Genomic DNA, 14,311 nt, shown 5'->3' with positions numbered 1-14,311 from the left:
ACACGGCGACCGCACGCTCAGCAGCCGGCCGCGCACCCCGCGGCCGGCTACTAGTACGTGTTCTTACCGACAACTTCGTTGGGCGGAGTACAGGTCGGGGACGGCTGGGGCCTCGCCTAGGAGGTAGGTCGCGTTCTCCAGATCGCCTTGGAAGTCTCGGGGTAGGCCGCTGCCGGCGGACGTGAGGCCTTGCAGGGCAACGGTGATGCTGCGCGGCGCCACGTCGGCCAGGTGGATCGCGTACGGGGTGCCGCCGGTGATGCGGACGTTCCAGTGCGCGATGCGGGCACCGAAGAGTGGACCGGAGGCTGCGGAGCCGCCGACTCGGCCGTTGTTGACCAGGGTGATGTCGGTGCGCACGTTCTCGAAGGGCATGGCGCGGTGGGTGTCAAAGGTGCCTTCGGCCATCCGGCCGCGGCGCCAGACATTGCCGGCCGAGAGTCCTTCGAGGTTCAGGCCGTGATGCAGGGCGCCGGCTGGCAGCGGCTCGGTGAACTGCTCGATCTCGAAACCGTCGACCAGGTTGTCGTGCGCCTGCATGCGGCACGCGAAGCTGTGATGAGCGGAGCGGCCGCCGACCGCGACGTTCGTCAAGGTCACCGCCTTCGTGGTGGTGAACCCGAAGCCGAGGTCGCAGTTCTCGACCCGGACGTCGTCCGCCCAGCAGTCGTGCACCGCCTGGAAGCACAGCCCGTTCGAACCTGGGTGCCGGTTGTGGATCGTCATCGGCCGCAGTTCGTTGCGGATCGTCAGCGACTCGATGCCGACATCATGCACAGTCGGCCCGATCTCCCGCAGCCGCGACGGCCAGCTCGGCCGCAGGTCGTACCGCAACGGTTGCGCCAACCGAACCAGCCGCTCACCAAGGACGGCCTCGATCCGCACCGGCCACTGCAGACTCGCGTACTGGATGTACTGACCACCTGAGCCGGTAGTCAGTTGCGGAGCACGCGTCGGCCAGTCGTAAGTAGACGCCCCGGCCACGTCGCCGGTCAGATGCCGCAGTACGCCGGCGTCCGCGGGATTGTCTGTTTCGAGTACGACGAGGTCGCCGGCCGCGAGGCGTTCGGTCGAGTCGACGAGCAGCGTCCGCTGACCTCGCGAAGCAGCACCGACCGAGGCCAGGGTCTCGCCGAGCAACCAGCCTTCGGAGGTGGCGTAGCCCTCCGCCTCGGACTTGGCTTTGCGCTCGGCGGACATCACCCAGATCTGCCCGCCGGTCCACGACCACCGGCTCTGCAGGCTGGGTTGGAGATTCGGCCGGTACGACTCCTCGAGCGGCTTGGTGAAGTGCAGGATCGTGCGGTTCCGCCCAGCACCCCGCAGGACGACGTTCGACCAGTGGATCCACAGTGGCGAGTCGAGGCGATAGGTCCCGGCCGGTACGACGACAGTCCCGCCACCCCGCTCACCGGCGTACCGGAGTGCGGCGGTGAAGGCCACGGCAGCGTCGACGCCGGGCTGAGCCCCGAAGTCTTTGACGTTCGCGATGACGCGCGGGCGGCGTGGGCGCTCGCCACCGCGGTAGCCGGCGTGCGAGATGTCGGGGATGAGCGGGTGCGCGCCAGGCGCCGCCGCCCACTCCTCGAGCAGCTCGCTGGAGAGATCGGTCGGTCGTGGACGGGCAGTGGCAGGAGCCGGGAGAGTGAGAAGACCGGCGGCAGGTGTTGCGGCGGCGGTACCGAGCAGCATCCGGCGACTGAAGCGGGCAGGGGAAGACATGGGCGAACTCCTCGGGCGGGAGGTTTCGTGAGGCGGAAGTCAGTTTCATCACGTGGACCCATGACTGACAAGAGCTCGCCGGTTCCGGAACCTGGAGCAGCGTGGTAGTTTAATAGTGAACTATTCGACTCGAAGGAGGACCCGATGCAGTTCGGGGTGTTCAGCGTCAGCGACGTGACCGAGAACCCGACCACCGGAACGACGGTGAGTGAGGGTGAGCGGATCAAGGCGATGGTGGCGATCGCGCTGAAGGCCGAAGAGGTCGGGCTGGACGTGTTCGCGACCGGGGAGCACCACAACCCGCCGTTCGTGGCCTCGTCCCCGACGACCATGCTCGGGTTCATCGCGGCGCAGACGTCGAAGCTCGTGCTGTCCACCGCGACCACGCTGATCACCACGAACGACCCGGTGAAGATCGCCGAGGACTACGCGATGCTGCAGCACCTCGCCGGCGGTCGCGTCGACCTGATGATGGGCCGCGGCAACACCGGCCCGGTCTACCCGTGGTTCGGCCAGGACATCCGCAACGGCATCGCCCTCGCGGTCGAGAACTACGCGCTGCTGCGCCGCCTCTGGCGCGAAGACGTGGTCGACTGGGAAGGCAAGTTCCGTACGCCGTTGCAGGGGTTCACGTCGACTCCGCGCCCGCTCGACGACGTACCGCCGTTCGTCTGGCACGGTTCGATCCGCTCACCGGAGATCGCGGAGCAGGCGGCGTACTACGGGGACGGGTTCTTCCACAACAACATCTTCTGGCCGGCCTCGCACACCAAGCAGATGATCGACCTGTACCGGCGCCGGTTCGAGCACTACGGCCACGGCGCCGCGGACCAGGCGATCGTCGGGCTCGGCGGCCAGGTCTTCATGCGGAAGAACTCGCAGGACGCGGTGCGCGAGTTCCGGCCGTACTTCGACAATGCGCCGGTGTACGGCCATGGGCCGTCGCTGGAGGACTTCACCCGGGAGACGCCGTTGACGGTCGGGAGCCCGCAGGAGGTCATCGAGCGGACGCTGACGTTCCGGGAGCACTTCGGTGACTACCAGCGGCAGTTGTTCCTGATCGACCACGCCGGACTACCGTTGAAGACGGTGCTGGAGCAGCTGGACATCCTCGGCGAAGAGGTCGTTCCCGTGCTACGCAAGGAGTTCGCGGCCCTGAAGCCCGCGCATGTGCCGGACGCTCCGACCCACGAGTCCCTGAAAACCGCGGCCGAGCGCGCGCGTGATCTGGAGACACTATGAGCGCCGAGCGTGTGATCGCAGTCGTGACGGCTGGGCTCACGACACCGTCGTCATCACGACTGCTCGCCGATCAGCTGGCGGCCGCGGTACAGGATGAGTTGTCGGCGCGCGGGCAGACGTCGCGGACCGAGGTGATCGAGGTTCGCGACCACGCGCACGACCTGACCAACAACCTGCTCACCGGCTTCCCCTCGGCCGAGTTGGAGAAGGTGCTCACCACCGTCACCACGGCCGATGCGCTGATCGTGGTCTCGCCGACGTTCTCCGCGTCGTACAGCGGTCTGTTCAAGATGTTCTTCGACGTCCTCGACGACCAGGCCCTGGCCGGCAAGCCGGTCCTCCTGGGCGCAACCGGCGGAACCGAGCGCCACTCCCTGGTCCTCGACTACGCCCTCCGCCCGCTCTTCGCCTACCTCAACGCCCTCCCCGTCCCCACCGGCGTCTACGCCGCCTCCACCGACTGGGGCCCCAACGCCGCCACCCTCCGCCCCCGCATCACCCGAGCCGCCACCGAACTGGTCGCCACCCTCCACCACGAAACCCCGGTGAAGCCGGACCCGTACGCCAACCCGACGCCGTTCGAGGACCTGCTGAATAGCTGATACTTGGCGCATGCAGATCCTCGGGGGCTACGTCATCGCCACCCCGACGACGCTCGGCCCCGACGATCTTCCACAACCCCTGTGGACGATCAGCCCCTGCCTGCTCGCCGGGGGGATCGAGGAAACACTCGCCCAGGCCTTCCGCACCGAACGGGCAGACTGGTGGGCCCGCAATCCCGTGCTCGCGAGCTCGGGTCGAGGCAAGCGCGAGACCTCGAGTGACGAGCCTGGCCTGGACGACTTCTTCCACCTGCTCGACCAGCATCGCCCGCTCCCACCGGACGCGGAGATCCTCGGCCACGAACTCGTTGGCCTCGAGGTCGGCTTCACCTTCCACTCGTGGCACTGCTTCCCGTACGCCGACGAACGTCGCGTGCTCGGCGTCACGCTCGCCTCCGACGGTCTTCTCGCCGACCACGACGATGCCCGCCGCGTCCTCGACCACATTCGCCAGGACCCGCCGTACGAGATCCCCTGGACAGTCGCAAGTCTGGCGGTGCTGGGGCGATGAGACGGTGGGCGGCGTTCTTCTTTGTGTTGAGTGGGCTGGCGCTTGTGGCCGGTTGGTTGACGTACGGCGGGGATGGGCGGCTGGATGGTGCGCCGACGACGACTGCCACGGTGGTGGGGGTGGGTGAGTCGAAGCTCGACCTCGATCTGACCTTGCCGGACGGGCAGGTGGTGCGGGCGTCGACCACGGATTTCGGCGCCGTACCGGAGAAGGGTGCGCAACTGCAGGTCCAGTACGCCGTGGACGGGAAGGATGTGGTCGTGCGGGAGGCCGGGGTGAAGTCGGGGCAGGACGCGTGGGGATCGTTGATCGCGGCCGGCGCGTCGGCGCTGATCGGGTTCGTCCTGCTGATTCTCCGGACGCGAGGCGAGCAACCGAGCGACACCGGCAAGAAACGCGGTTAGCTGAAACTGGCGATCGGCTCATTCATTTGAGGACGATCGTGGCTGCGTAGCCGGCGTCTCGGGAGCTGGGCCGGGTCCGGAAGAAGGCGAGGTGGCCGTTGTGCCAGTCGACGGCACCGGCATCCACGTTCTGAGTGAGGTCGCTGCGGCCGGGGCGGGTCATGGACTTGGTTGCCGGAGGCAATGTCGCGGTCGCGGTCAGGATGCCGCTCTTGCGATCCACCCGCACCAGCGCGCCCGGATCGTCCTTGGTCGGCAGCAGGTAGACGATCGGATGGCCGTCGGCGTCCAGTCCGATCGGTTCAGTGACCTTGTGCTGGGTGCCCCAGGCCGATCGCCACAACGCGTTTCCGGTCAGGACGTCGTACGCCTCGATGCCGTTGCGCTGCTGGAGATACAGAGCGCCCGCGGAGACGACGTGCCGTGAGCAGTCGTACAGGCCGTGGCCGCCGGCCGGTTCGCAGGGATCGGAGGCGGATCGTGTCCTCAGGTCGACGACGACCTGGTGTTTGCCGGTCCGGGGCTCGAGTCGCCAGACCTCCTTCCTGCCGAACCCGTCCAGGACGCGGACGAGGAGCGGATCCACCGAGAGCACGCCGACGAGCAAGGTCGGGCGCTTGCCCCGCACGGGCAGGTTGAACTTCCAGAGAATCTTGCCTGCGGCGTCGAACCCCACCAGGTGGCGGCCCTTGTCGCCCGACCGCGAGCAGTTCCGGTACGCCAGCCCCACCGGGCCGATCGCGTCGTAGTGGGTACTGAAACACTCACGCTTCGGATTCGGCTGCTCGATCACCGTACCGTTGGTCAGGTTGAGGATGTGCCCACCCTTGTCGGTGGGGATGTAGAGCCGGTCCCCAAGGATCGCCGGGGTGTGGTCGGCCCGCGGGAAGTCCAGGATCGTCGGCTCCGAGCGGACCTGGCCGGCCGGCGCGAGTTCCTTCGACCAGACGACCCTGCCGTGGACGACATCGATGACCGTGACTCGCCGGCAGCCATCCTGCCGCGTTCCCTGCAGTACGGCGACGTACCCCTTACCGGACTGTTGCCGCGAGGCCGCACAGAAGTGATTGTCCGGCAGGCCCACCTTGTACGCCGTCTGACCGGTGGCGAGGTCGTAGCCGATCAACTCGTTCGGCATCGAACGGACCAGGTACTTGCCGGTCCACCAGCGCGCCGTCAGACGGTCGCTGCCCTCCTTCGGAATGTAGTTCGACGCGAACCGCTCCTGCAGCACGTACTGGAGTTCGCGGTCGACATCGAGTCTCGAACCACCGAACAGCCCGAGCGGGATCCGGAAGTAGTACAGCCCGCCTCCGACGACGCCGATCAGAGCGACGACCAGCACCAGCGCGAGCGCGACGAGGCCGCCCTTCTTCCTCGGCTTCCGATGATTGGGCCCGAGCTGCGGCGGCCACGGCGGCTGCTGGCCAGGAGCGGGGTGCTGGGACCACTGTCCCGCCGGCGGCCCGTACGGCGTGGGCTGCGGTCCGTACCCAGGCGGTTGCCCATACGGACCGGGCGGAGGAGGCGGTTGAATGGAGGACACACACGGAAGTGAACCGCCGCACAGCGGCCATCTGCTGCGCGCGGAAAGCAACCAGAAAGCGGGCCGAAAGCAGCTTCTCAGATGCCGGTCACATGCCCAGCAGTTGCCGCACCTCGATCGCCTCGGGTGACCCGTAGGCCTCGAACATGTTCAGCGCTTCCCGCAGATGCTCGCGCCCCGCCCCGCCCTCACCCAGAAGCCGAAGCGCCCGAGCCTGTCCCAGGAAATGTCCCGTCCGCCGATGGATCGCCAGCGCCTCCTGCCCACGCCCAACCGCATCCCCTGGCCGCGCCAACGCCAACTCGACCCGCCCCAGCGTGACCACCGCGCCAGCCAGCTGAACCGGCGCCCACCGCCAACCGCGAGCGGCCTCGACCGCGTTGACGGCATGGACTTCGGCGTCCGCCGGCCTACCCGCCGCCAGTTCGGCCTCGGCCAGCCCGCGGATTGCCGGAATGCGGTATTGCGGCAAACGTCCCACGTCGGCGAACTCGATGGCGCGCTCGAACTCCGCGCGCGCCAGGTCGACCTCGCCGCGCAGGAGCCGGCTGCGGCCGAGGTAGTAATGAGCATCGCTGCAAGCCCACGGCTGATCCATGTGCTGCGCATAGCGGACGGCCGCCGACGCCTCGTCGAAAGCTTCGAGGTGGCGTCCTGTGTCGCAGTACCAGGCACACCGACAGATGCGAAACTTGTGTGCGTTGATCCAACGGCCGACGCGTGTGACCGCCTCGTCGGCTTGTTCGATCAGTTCGTCGATGCCGTCCAGGCGTCCGAGCATGGCGCGTACCCTGATCAGCCAGGGCAACGCGAGCGCGTTAAGCCGGTAGTTGTCACGGCCCGCGAGGTCGGCGATCTGTCCGAACCACTGCTCAGCCCGGCCAAGATCCCCACGCAGGGTGGCGATCATCCCGAGGTTGCTCAACGTCCTTGCGTGTCCTTCCTCTTCAGCATCTTCGATGTCGAGTGCGCGGACGAGGTACTGCTCAGCGACATCGAAAACACCTCTGCCCTGGCACACGATCGCGGCCAGGTTGAGGCAGTACACGAGCAGGGGTGGGTGATTCACCTGCTCGGCATGCTGCAGCGCTTCCTCGAGCAAGTCGGTGTTCACGGGAAGATCGAACTGGTACCGCAGCGCAAGGAGCTCGGCGAGCAGGTTCGCGAGTGCGTGCTGGTCACCCGCGGTCCTGGCGGCAGCTATGCCGCTGTCCGCCATCGTGTGGATGTCGACGATGTAGCCCTGCTCGGCCATCGGAAGCAGCGCCCCGGCTGCGAGGTGCCACGTCCAGTGCAGGTGCTCCTCGTGGTCCGCGGCTGCGCGGACGGCAGCAGCGATGTTGCGCATCTCGGCGCGCAACCAGTGGTTCGCGTCCTGCGGATCGTCGAACGCGATCGCTGGGGTTGCGTCAGGCATGGCGGGCGCCGGCGGCAGACGACGGATCCTGGCGACCATCGAGGCCGCCGCGAGCTTGGTTTGGTAGTACCAGGCGTAGAGGCGCTCCAGAGCTTCGTCGCGGGCTTCTGGGGAGTCCTCGGATTCGGCTCGGTGGCGGCTGTCGTCGCGGAGGAGGTCGTGGAAGCGGTAGCGACCGGGGGCATGCTCCTCGAGGAGATGTGCCGCGGTGAGTTTGCGGATGGCGTGGCGCGCGGCGGATGGCGTCGTACCGTTGAGGGCCGCGACCGCGTCGACGGTGAAGTCGAGGCCGGGGACGAGACCGAGGCGGCGGAACAGCTGGCGAGTTGCGGGATCAAGGCGCTGGTAAGAGAGGTCGAAGGCGGCGATGACGGCTGAGTGTTCGTCGTCGGGCAAGGCGAGTGCGGCCGCGCCGCGTTCCTCGAGCTCGGTCAGGTAGTCGGCCAGGGTGCGGTGGGGTTCGTCGGCGAGTTGGGCGGCGGCGATGCGCAGCGCCAGGGGGAGGCCGGCGCAGGCTTGGATGAGGGCGGCTGCGCCGTCTGCCTCGGCGGCCAGGCGGTCCGCGCCGACCAGGCGGGTGAGCAGCGCATAGGCATCCTCCGACGGGAGTTCGCCGACGCCGATCCGGTGGGCGCCTTCACTGGCGATCAGGCCGGTCAGCTTGTTCCGGCTCGTCACCACGGTCAGGCAACCAGATGTTGCCGGAAGCAACGGACGGACCTGGTCGGCGGACGCCGCGTTGTCGAGCAGCACCAGCAGTTTGCGCCCGCTCAGCACGGAGCGGTACTCCGCGGTCGCGTCCGCCACCGACTCCCACGCCTGCTTCGAGTCGGCACCGAGCCCGCGAAGCAGTTGCCCGAGTGCGGTCATCGGATCGAGCGCCGGTCCGGTCGCATGGCCGCACAGGTCGATGTAGAGCTGGCCGTCGCCGAATCGATCAGCCACCTGATGGGCGTACTGCAGAGCCAGACCGGTCTTGCCGATCCCGGCCATCCCGGTCAGCAGCACCAGGCCATCGGCCTCGTCGAGCTCGTCGAGCTCGTCCTCACGCCCGAAGAACGCGCCGGGCGGCGGCGGTAGTTGACTGGGCCGCACGGCCGCAACTGCCGGAGCCCGTACGGCGGCCTGATCGAGCGACGGATCCTCGTTCTGGATCGCCTCGCCCAGCCTCCGCAGCTCCCGCCCCGGTTCAGCCCGCAGCTCGCGAGCCAGCCGCTGCCGCGCCGTGCGGTACGCGACCTCCGCTCGTGTCCGCCGTCCGGACCGGTACAGCGCAAGCATGTGCTGACCGATCAGTCGCTCCCGCAACGGATACTCCGCGACCAGTTCGGTCAGCTCGGGCACGATCTCCCGCGCCCGGCCGCGCGCCAGTTCGGCGTCGAACAGTTCCTCGTACGCGACCAGGCGCGTCTCCGCCAACCGCTGCGCTGCCGACGCGACCACCTCGGTGTCAGCGATACCGGCGTACGGCGCACCCCGCCACAACGCCAGGGCCTCACGAAGGATCGCAACAGCCTGCTCGAGGTCACCCGACCCCGCCGTACGACGTCCTTCGTCGTGCAAGCGGCCGAACTCGTCGGCGTCCAGCTCATCCGGGCGGACGCACAGCTGGTAGCCACCGGAGATGCTGACCAGCCGGTCCGGGCTGTCGAGAACCAGGCGCAATCGATGTATGTGCACCTGCAGGCTGTTGCCCGGACGTTGCGGTGCCGAAGCACCCCACAGGGCTTCAACCAGCACCTCCGTCGGCACCGGACGACCCGCTCGCACCAGCAGGACAGCCAGCAGCTTGCGCCGCAGTTCCGAGATCGGCCCGACCACCTGCCCGTCCTGGACGACTTGTACCGGCCCCAGCACCTGAAAGCGCATCCCGAACCCCCTGCCCCCAATCATCGGGCACGAGTGGTCCACTTTCGAGCGCTGTGTCCTACTGCTTGTCCGGACGCGAGGCGATCAGCAGAGCAATCCCGTCAAGAATCCGGCCCAACCCGAAGGCCAGGATGTGATCGGCGTCGAGGGCGGCCTGGAAATGTTCGCCGACCGACGTGCCGACGCGGCCGGCGACGGGGAAGGCGACGCTGGAGCCGGACATGACGTGGGTGAGGGTGGGCGAGATCTGCCGCCACCACTCCTCGTCGGACAGGCCGGAGTCGCGTTGAGTGCGGAGCTGCTCGGCGCCTGCTCGGGCGGTGCCGCCGACGTGGGTCAGGATGAGAGAAAGCGCGGAGTCCATCTCGACGTCGGTCAGGCCGAGACCGTCGAGCGGGCGTAGCTCCGCCTCGTACTTGAGGGTGATGTTCGGGCCCAGTGCCGTCCGCATCGTGTGGACCTCGTGGATCCACGGATGCCGGACCAGTACGTCGAAGTTCCGGTGCGCGATGAACTCCAGGGCCGCACGCCAATCGGACTGACGGGCAGGTTCGTCGACGTCGGCGTACAGGTCGCCGTACACGTGGTCGAACATCAGGTCCGTGAGCTCGGCCTTGCCGGGCACGTGCGTGTACAGCGACATCGTGCCGGCCTTGAGCCGCTCGGCCACGACCCGCATCGACACCGCGTCGAGACCCTCCGCGTCGGCCACCTCGATGGCGGCGTCGACGATCGCGCGCACGGTCAGACCGGAGCGGCCGGGTTTGGTGTGACTACCCCACAACAGCGCCAGACTGCGCGCCGGATCGGCGGCCGCCACTTTTTTTCCAGCCAACGGAACAAACTCCCAGCGCTCGTCGTTGCACCGATCGTACCCGAGTCGTACGGTGTACGGTACACTCTACGATTCAACACCGAACGAGAGGCGGGAAGTGACGAAGCAACAGGTGATCGAGGCTGCCGATGTGCGGAAGAACTATCGCGGCGGCACCGAGGGGGCAGGCCTGAACGGCTTCGATCTCGAAGTCACCGCCGGAACCGTGACGGGCCTGCTCGGCCCCAACGGCGCCGGCAAGACCACCGCGGTGCGGATCCTGTCCACACTGCTGCAACTGGATTCCGGTACGGCGTCCGTCGCCGGGTACGACGTTCGCCGCCAGGGGGCCGAGGTCCGGCGCCGGATCGGGCTCGTCGGGCAGTACGCGGCGATCGACGAGGTACTGACCGGCCGGCAGAACCTGGTCATGTTCGGCCGGCTCAACCATCTCGGCCATGCGAAGGCGGTACGGCGGGCCGACGAACTGCTCGACCAGTTCAGCCTGACCGCGGCGGCCGGGCAGTCCGTCGGGAAGTACTCCGGCGGGATGCGCCGCCGTCTCGATCTGGCAGCCAGCCTGATCGTGGCACCAGCCGTCCTGTTCGTCGACGAACCGACCACGGGCCTGGACCCGGCCGGCCGGCTCGAGGTGTGGACGGCCATCCGGCAACTCGTCGACAACGGCACGACCGTGCTGCTCACCACGCAGTACCTGGAGGAGGCGGATCAGCTGGCGAACCGGATCTCGATGTTGAAGGACGGCAAGGTGGTCGCGGAAGGTACGCCGGACCAGCTGAAGACTCAGCTCGGTTCGGACTGGCTCGACCTGGTCCTCGTCGACCCCGCGCAGGTCGAGCAGGTACGGCGCCTGGCCGAACCGCTCGCGGACGGCGAGATCCGGGTCGAGGGCACCCGGATCAGCGTTCCGGTGAAGGACCGCACCCGAGCCCTCACCGTGATGGCGAACTCGTTGCATGAGGCAAGAATCGAACCGGAGGACATCACGTTACGCAGACCGACATTGGACGAAGTGTTCCTGCACCTGACCGGAGCATCGGTATGAACGCCCTCGGCTGGGCCATCGCGGATGGCTGGACGATCACCCGCCGGACGTTGACGCACTGGCGGATGCAGCCCGGGCTGATGATCTTCTCCTGGTTCTTCCCGGTGCTGATGCTGCTGGTGTTCGGCAGCCTGCTCGGGGGCGCGATCGAGATGCCCGAGGGCCAGGCGTACTACGAACTCCTGGTGCCGGGGATCTTCGCGCTGACCATGCTGTTCGGGCTCGAAGGCACGATGACCGCGGTCACCCAGGACAAGGACAAGGGCGTGACGGACCGGTTCCGCTCGCTCCCGATGAGCTCCGCCGCGGTCGTCCTCGGCCGCTGTATGGCGGACATGCTCGACACCCTGGTCGCACTCGCCGTACTGGTCGCCACCGGGCTCGCGCTCGGCTGGCGCTGGCACGAGGGCCTGCCGTCGGCGCTGGCAGCCTTCGGCCTCCTCCTGCTGCTGCGATTCGCCTTGCTGTGGGTAGGAATCTTCATCGGCCTGTCGGCGAAGAACGCGGAGAGCCTGACCGTCGTCCAGGTCCTGATCTGGCCGATCGGCTTCCTGTCCAGCACCTTCGTCGCCACCTCCACGATGCCGGACTGGCTGGGCACCATCGCCCAATGGAGTCCGCTCTCCGCCACCGCCACCGCATCCCGAACCCTCTTCGGCAACCCCGACGCCTCGACCACCACCACCTGGATCGGCAGCCACTCCGTCCTGATGGCAGTCATCGCACCCCTAGTCCTGACCGCGATCTTCCTACCGCTCTCCGCCCACCGCTACCGCACCCTGTCCCGCTAGAAGGTGCGGCTACCTTTGCGGAGGTAGCCGCACCCGCTGACCGGGCTCTGGCGGCAGCCACTCAGCCGCCAGAGCCCGTTGCCGATCCACATCCGCAAGCGCCGCTGCCTTGTTCCGGTAGCGGACCTTCTCGAAGCGCCCCCTGTGCCAGATGTGCAGCGTCCATCCGAGCCGGAAGACGAGCAGGTGGGTGAGCCGGTTCAGTACGAAGACGACCGGAAGCGTCAGCACGGCAAACGGAGCGGCCAGGGTCATCTCGCCCGCGATTTCGTACGGCCAGTCCGCACAACCGGAGCGGCGTACCTCGATCTGCACATCCCCCATCCGGTCAGCCTACGAGTTGGCCGCCGTTGATCTCGATGATCTGGCCGGTGACGTAGGAGGACATGCGGTCGGAGGCGAGGTAGAGGACGCTCCCGACGCATTCGTGCGGGGTGCCGGTCCGGCCCAGCGGGATCGTGCTGACCATCGTCTGCATCTGGTCCGAGCCGGTATGACGGTCGTGGAAGGGGGTGCTGATGACACCTGGGGAGATGGCGTTGACGCGGATGTTGTCCGGAGCGAGCTCCTTGGCGAGGCCTCGGGTGAAGGTGCTGACGGCACCCTTGCTGGTCGCGTAGACGACCGAACCACCGGCGCCGCCGGTCCGGGCCGCGATCGAGGTGACGTTGACGATCGACCCACCGCCCTGCGCGCGGAACACCGGAACCACCCGGCGGCTGAGCGCGAACACCGAGGTCAGGTTCACCTCCAGGATCCGCTGGAACTCCTCGTCCGGTACGTCGACGATCGGCGACCGGTTCACCAGATCACCGGCGTTGTTCACCAGTACGTCGATCCGCCCGTGCTTGGCGAGAACCGCGTCCACCAGCGCCCCCGCCGACGCCGGATCCGCGAGATCGGCCTGGTGCAGAGACGCCGTACCACCGGCCGTCTGAACCGCGGCCACGGTATGCCGCGCCCCATCCTCGTTCCGGTGGTAGTGCACCGCAACGGTGGCCCCCGTCTCGGCGAACCCCACGGCAACCGCCGCCCCGATCCCGCTGCTGGCCCCCGTCACCACCACAACCTGGTCCGTGAAATCCAGATATCCCATCCCTCCATCCTGCCAAACCCCACGACCATGGTTGGTGGGTGCACAAGGTGGAGGTACGGCGCGCCGGAGGATGTTTCGGGGAAGTAACGCGGCGGTAGATTCGATGGATGGGATACGCGCTGGGGCGGCTCGATCTTCGGCGGTGGCGGACGGCAGATGCGCTCCGTCTGGTTCAGGCGCACTCCGATCCCGACATGGTCTATCAGGGCGGGATCGTGGACCGGGCGACCGCGCTGGACTGGATCGGCCGGGTGGCCGACCTCGACAACGGTCATGTGTACGCCGTGGCCGACGCCGACGACCACCCGGTGGGTTGTGTGGGCGTGACCAACATCGACCGCCACCAGGTCGGCTGGACCTGGTACTGGACGCTCGCCGAGATCCGCGGCCAGGGCGTCGCCCGGGATGCCCTGCGTGCGCTCGCCGACTGGGCCCACCACGACGCCGGCCTGTACCGGCTCGAGCTCGGCCACCGCCTCGGCAACCCGGCCTCCTGCGGTGTCGCGGGCAGCGCCGGCTTCCTCGCCGAGGGCGTCGAGCGGCACCGCCTCGCCTACGACGGCACCCGGTACGACGTCGAGCGGCACGCCCGCCTGGCCTCGGATCCCCTGACCCCGCCGAGCCGCCCGGTCACGATCAGCGTTTAGAGCTGGTACGACCGCCAACGCTCGTCGACGACGTACCCGAGGGCCTCGTTCGCGCCCAGGCTGCCGTCGTTGATCGCGGCCCCGCCGGTGCTGAACCGGGTGATGCCGACATCCAGGAAGGCGAGGATCGACGCGGCCTTCACCGCCTGCCCGACCCCACGACGCCGGTACGGCGCGAGCACGGACGTGAACCGGGTGTCGCCCGAGCCCTCGTGCCGGCGGATCACCGTGGCACCCACCAGCCGTGATCGGTCGAACGCCCCGAAGACCCGGTGTTCCGGCCACAGCGCCCGGATGTCGGCGAGTTCACCGACGACGCGATGGGTGGCCGGCGTGAAAGGGTAGTCCGACTCGTTGGCCTTCTCCAGCTTGTGCAGCGCCTCGGCCGACTCGGCGCCGAGCTCACGCAGCGTCAGCCCGGAGGCGGTCGCCCGGCTGACCGCGGTCTCCAGCAGATCCCGGTCGGGGTCGACCAGGTGCGCGGCCCAGGACTCACCCACGACCCGGTACCCGGCTGCCTCCAGCTCGGTGCAGCGCGGGTCGGTGTCCTGGACTATCTGAGTGTCGGGCACAGCTCGATTGTG

14 protein-coding genes are annotated in these 14,311 nt (G+C 68.1%); 7 read left to right on the top strand and 7 right to left on the bottom strand.

Annotated elements, in window-relative coordinates:
• Positions 1 to 63: 63 nt before the first annotated feature.
• Positions 64 to 1,722: a glycosyl hydrolase family 28-related protein gene (locus tag ACFCV3_RS06080; RefSeq protein ID WP_376026569.1), complete on the bottom strand. Its 1,659-nt coding sequence runs from the start codon at positions 1,720 to 1,722 to the stop codon at positions 64 to 66.
• A 144-nt stretch (positions 1,723 to 1,866) separates the two neighbouring features.
• On the opposite strand from ACFCV3_RS06080, the gene ACFCV3_RS06075 reads away from it, so the two are divergent.
• The 4 genes from ACFCV3_RS06075 to ACFCV3_RS06060 are packed head-to-tail and all read left to right on the top strand — an operon-like array spanning position 1,867 to position 4,481.
• Complete coding sequence (locus tag ACFCV3_RS06075; RefSeq protein WP_376026567.1) at positions 1,867 to 2,964, top strand: LLM class flavin-dependent oxidoreductase; 1,098 nt, start codon at positions 1,867 to 1,869, stop codon at positions 2,962 to 2,964.
• A complete protein-coding gene (locus tag ACFCV3_RS06070) occupies positions 2,961 to 3,566 on the top strand; it encodes an FMN reductase (RefSeq protein WP_376026566.1) in 606 nt (201 codons plus the stop codon). Before ACFCV3_RS06075 ends, ACFCV3_RS06070 begins: the two co-directional genes overlap by 4 nt.
• A gap of 10 nt (positions 3,567 to 3,576) precedes the next feature.
• Positions 3,577 to 4,077, top strand: coding sequence for a hypothetical protein (locus tag ACFCV3_RS06065; RefSeq protein ID WP_376026565.1), 501 nt, complete (start codon positions 3,577 to 3,579; stop codon positions 4,075 to 4,077).
• Entirely contained in the window at positions 4,074 to 4,481 is a 408-nt protein-coding gene (locus ACFCV3_RS06060; RefSeq protein ID WP_376026563.1) for a hypothetical protein, read from the top strand. Before ACFCV3_RS06065 ends, ACFCV3_RS06060 begins: the two co-directional genes overlap by 4 nt.
• Positions 4,482 to 4,503: 22 nt before the next feature.
• Here the strand turns inward: ACFCV3_RS06060 and ACFCV3_RS06055 are convergent, their stop codons facing one another.
• From ACFCV3_RS06055 to ACFCV3_RS06045, 3 genes are all read right to left on the bottom strand, one after another.
• The gene (locus ACFCV3_RS06055) at positions 4,504 to 6,027 is read right to left on the bottom strand and encodes a PQQ-binding-like beta-propeller repeat protein (RefSeq protein ID WP_376026562.1); all 1,524 of its coding nucleotides are present in this window, start codon (positions 6,025 to 6,027) and stop codon (positions 4,504 to 4,506) included.
• 88 nt (positions 6,028 to 6,115) lie between these two features.
• Entirely contained in the window at positions 6,116 to 9,313 is a 3,198-nt protein-coding gene (locus ACFCV3_RS06050) for a BTAD domain-containing putative transcriptional regulator (RefSeq protein ID WP_376026560.1), read from the bottom strand.
• Positions 9,314 to 9,371: 58 nt separating this feature from the next.
• Complete coding sequence (locus ACFCV3_RS06045; RefSeq protein WP_376026558.1) at positions 9,372 to 10,148, bottom strand: TetR/AcrR family transcriptional regulator; 777 nt, start codon at positions 10,146 to 10,148, stop codon at positions 9,372 to 9,374.
• Positions 10,149 to 10,245: 97 nt separating this feature from the next.
• Here ACFCV3_RS06045 and ACFCV3_RS06040 point away from each other — a divergent pair, with 97 nt between their 5' ends.
• Entirely contained in the window at positions 10,246 to 11,193 is a 948-nt protein-coding gene (locus ACFCV3_RS06040) for an ATP-binding cassette domain-containing protein (RefSeq protein WP_376026556.1), read from the top strand.
• Entirely contained in the window at positions 11,190 to 11,984 is a 795-nt protein-coding gene (locus ACFCV3_RS06035) for an ABC transporter permease (protein WP_376026555.1), read from the top strand. Before ACFCV3_RS06040 ends, ACFCV3_RS06035 begins: the two co-directional genes overlap by 4 nt.
• Positions 11,985 to 11,993: 9 nt before the next feature.
• Here ACFCV3_RS06035 and ACFCV3_RS06030 read toward each other — a convergent pair whose 3' ends face one another.
• Both ACFCV3_RS06030 and ACFCV3_RS06025 read right to left on the bottom strand, forming a co-directional pair.
• A complete protein-coding gene (locus tag ACFCV3_RS06030; protein ID WP_376026553.1) occupies positions 11,994 to 12,308 on the bottom strand; it encodes a hypothetical protein in 315 nt (104 codons plus the stop codon).
• 4 nt (positions 12,309 to 12,312) lie between these two features.
• Positions 12,313 to 13,080, bottom strand: coding sequence for an SDR family NAD(P)-dependent oxidoreductase (locus ACFCV3_RS06025; protein WP_376026552.1), 768 nt, complete (start codon positions 13,078 to 13,080; stop codon positions 12,313 to 12,315).
• A gap of 107 nt (positions 13,081 to 13,187) precedes the next feature.
• Here ACFCV3_RS06025 and ACFCV3_RS06020 point away from each other — a divergent pair, with 107 nt between their 5' ends.
• Positions 13,188 to 13,727, top strand: a complete 540-nt coding sequence (locus ACFCV3_RS06020) for a GNAT family N-acetyltransferase (RefSeq protein WP_376026550.1) — start codon at positions 13,188 to 13,190, stop codon at positions 13,725 to 13,727.
• Here ACFCV3_RS06020 and ACFCV3_RS06015 read toward each other — a convergent pair.
• A complete protein-coding gene (locus tag ACFCV3_RS06015; protein ID WP_376026548.1) occupies positions 13,724 to 14,299 on the bottom strand; it encodes a hypothetical protein in 576 nt (191 codons plus the stop codon). The two genes, ACFCV3_RS06020 and ACFCV3_RS06015, sit on opposite strands and share 4 nt — an antisense overlap.
• Between the last annotated feature and the right edge of the window lie 12 nt (positions 14,300 to 14,311).

Source organism: Kribbella sp. NPDC056345, from assembly GCF_042262745.1.
Taxonomy (GTDB): domain Bacteria; phylum Actinomycetota; class Actinomycetes; order Propionibacteriales; family Kribbellaceae; genus Kribbella.
The sequence above is the reverse complement of the archived record's forward strand: the minus strand, read 5'-3'. Positions and strand labels throughout refer to the sequence as shown.

What these genes read in the sequence shown, in the direction of transcription:
- ACFCV3_RS06080 (WP_376026569.1), bottom strand. Translation starts at nt 1,722, where the DNA reads ATGTCTTCCCCTGCCCGCTTCAGTCGCCGGATGCTGCTCGGTACCGCC.
- ACFCV3_RS06075 (WP_376026567.1), top strand. Translation starts at nt 1,867, where the DNA reads ATGCAGTTCGGGGTGTTCAGCGTCAGCGACGTGACCGAGAACCCGACC.
- ACFCV3_RS06070 (WP_376026566.1), top strand. Translation starts at nt 2,961, where the DNA reads ATGAGCGCCGAGCGTGTGATCGCAGTCGTGACGGCTGGGCTCACGACA.
- ACFCV3_RS06065 (WP_376026565.1), top strand. Translation starts at nt 3,577, where the DNA reads ATGCAGATCCTCGGGGGCTACGTCATCGCCACCCCGACGACGCTCGGC.
- ACFCV3_RS06060 (WP_376026563.1), top strand. Translation starts at nt 4,074, where the DNA reads ATGAGACGGTGGGCGGCGTTCTTCTTTGTGTTGAGTGGGCTGGCGCTT.
- ACFCV3_RS06050 (WP_376026560.1), bottom strand. Translation starts at nt 9,313, where the DNA reads ATGCGCTTTCAGGTGCTGGGGCCGGTACAAGTCGTCCAGGACGGGCAG.
- ACFCV3_RS06035 (WP_376026555.1), top strand. Translation starts at nt 11,190, where the DNA reads ATGAACGCCCTCGGCTGGGCCATCGCGGATGGCTGGACGATCACCCGC.
- ACFCV3_RS06030 (WP_376026553.1), bottom strand. Translation starts at nt 12,308, where the DNA reads ATGGGGGATGTGCAGATCGAGGTACGCCGCTCCGGTTGTGCGGACTGG.
- ACFCV3_RS06025 (WP_376026552.1), bottom strand. Translation starts at nt 13,080, where the DNA reads ATGGGATATCTGGATTTCACGGACCAGGTTGTGGTGGTGACGGGGGCC.
- ACFCV3_RS06020 (WP_376026550.1), top strand. Translation starts at nt 13,188, where the DNA reads ATGGGATACGCGCTGGGGCGGCTCGATCTTCGGCGGTGGCGGACGGCA.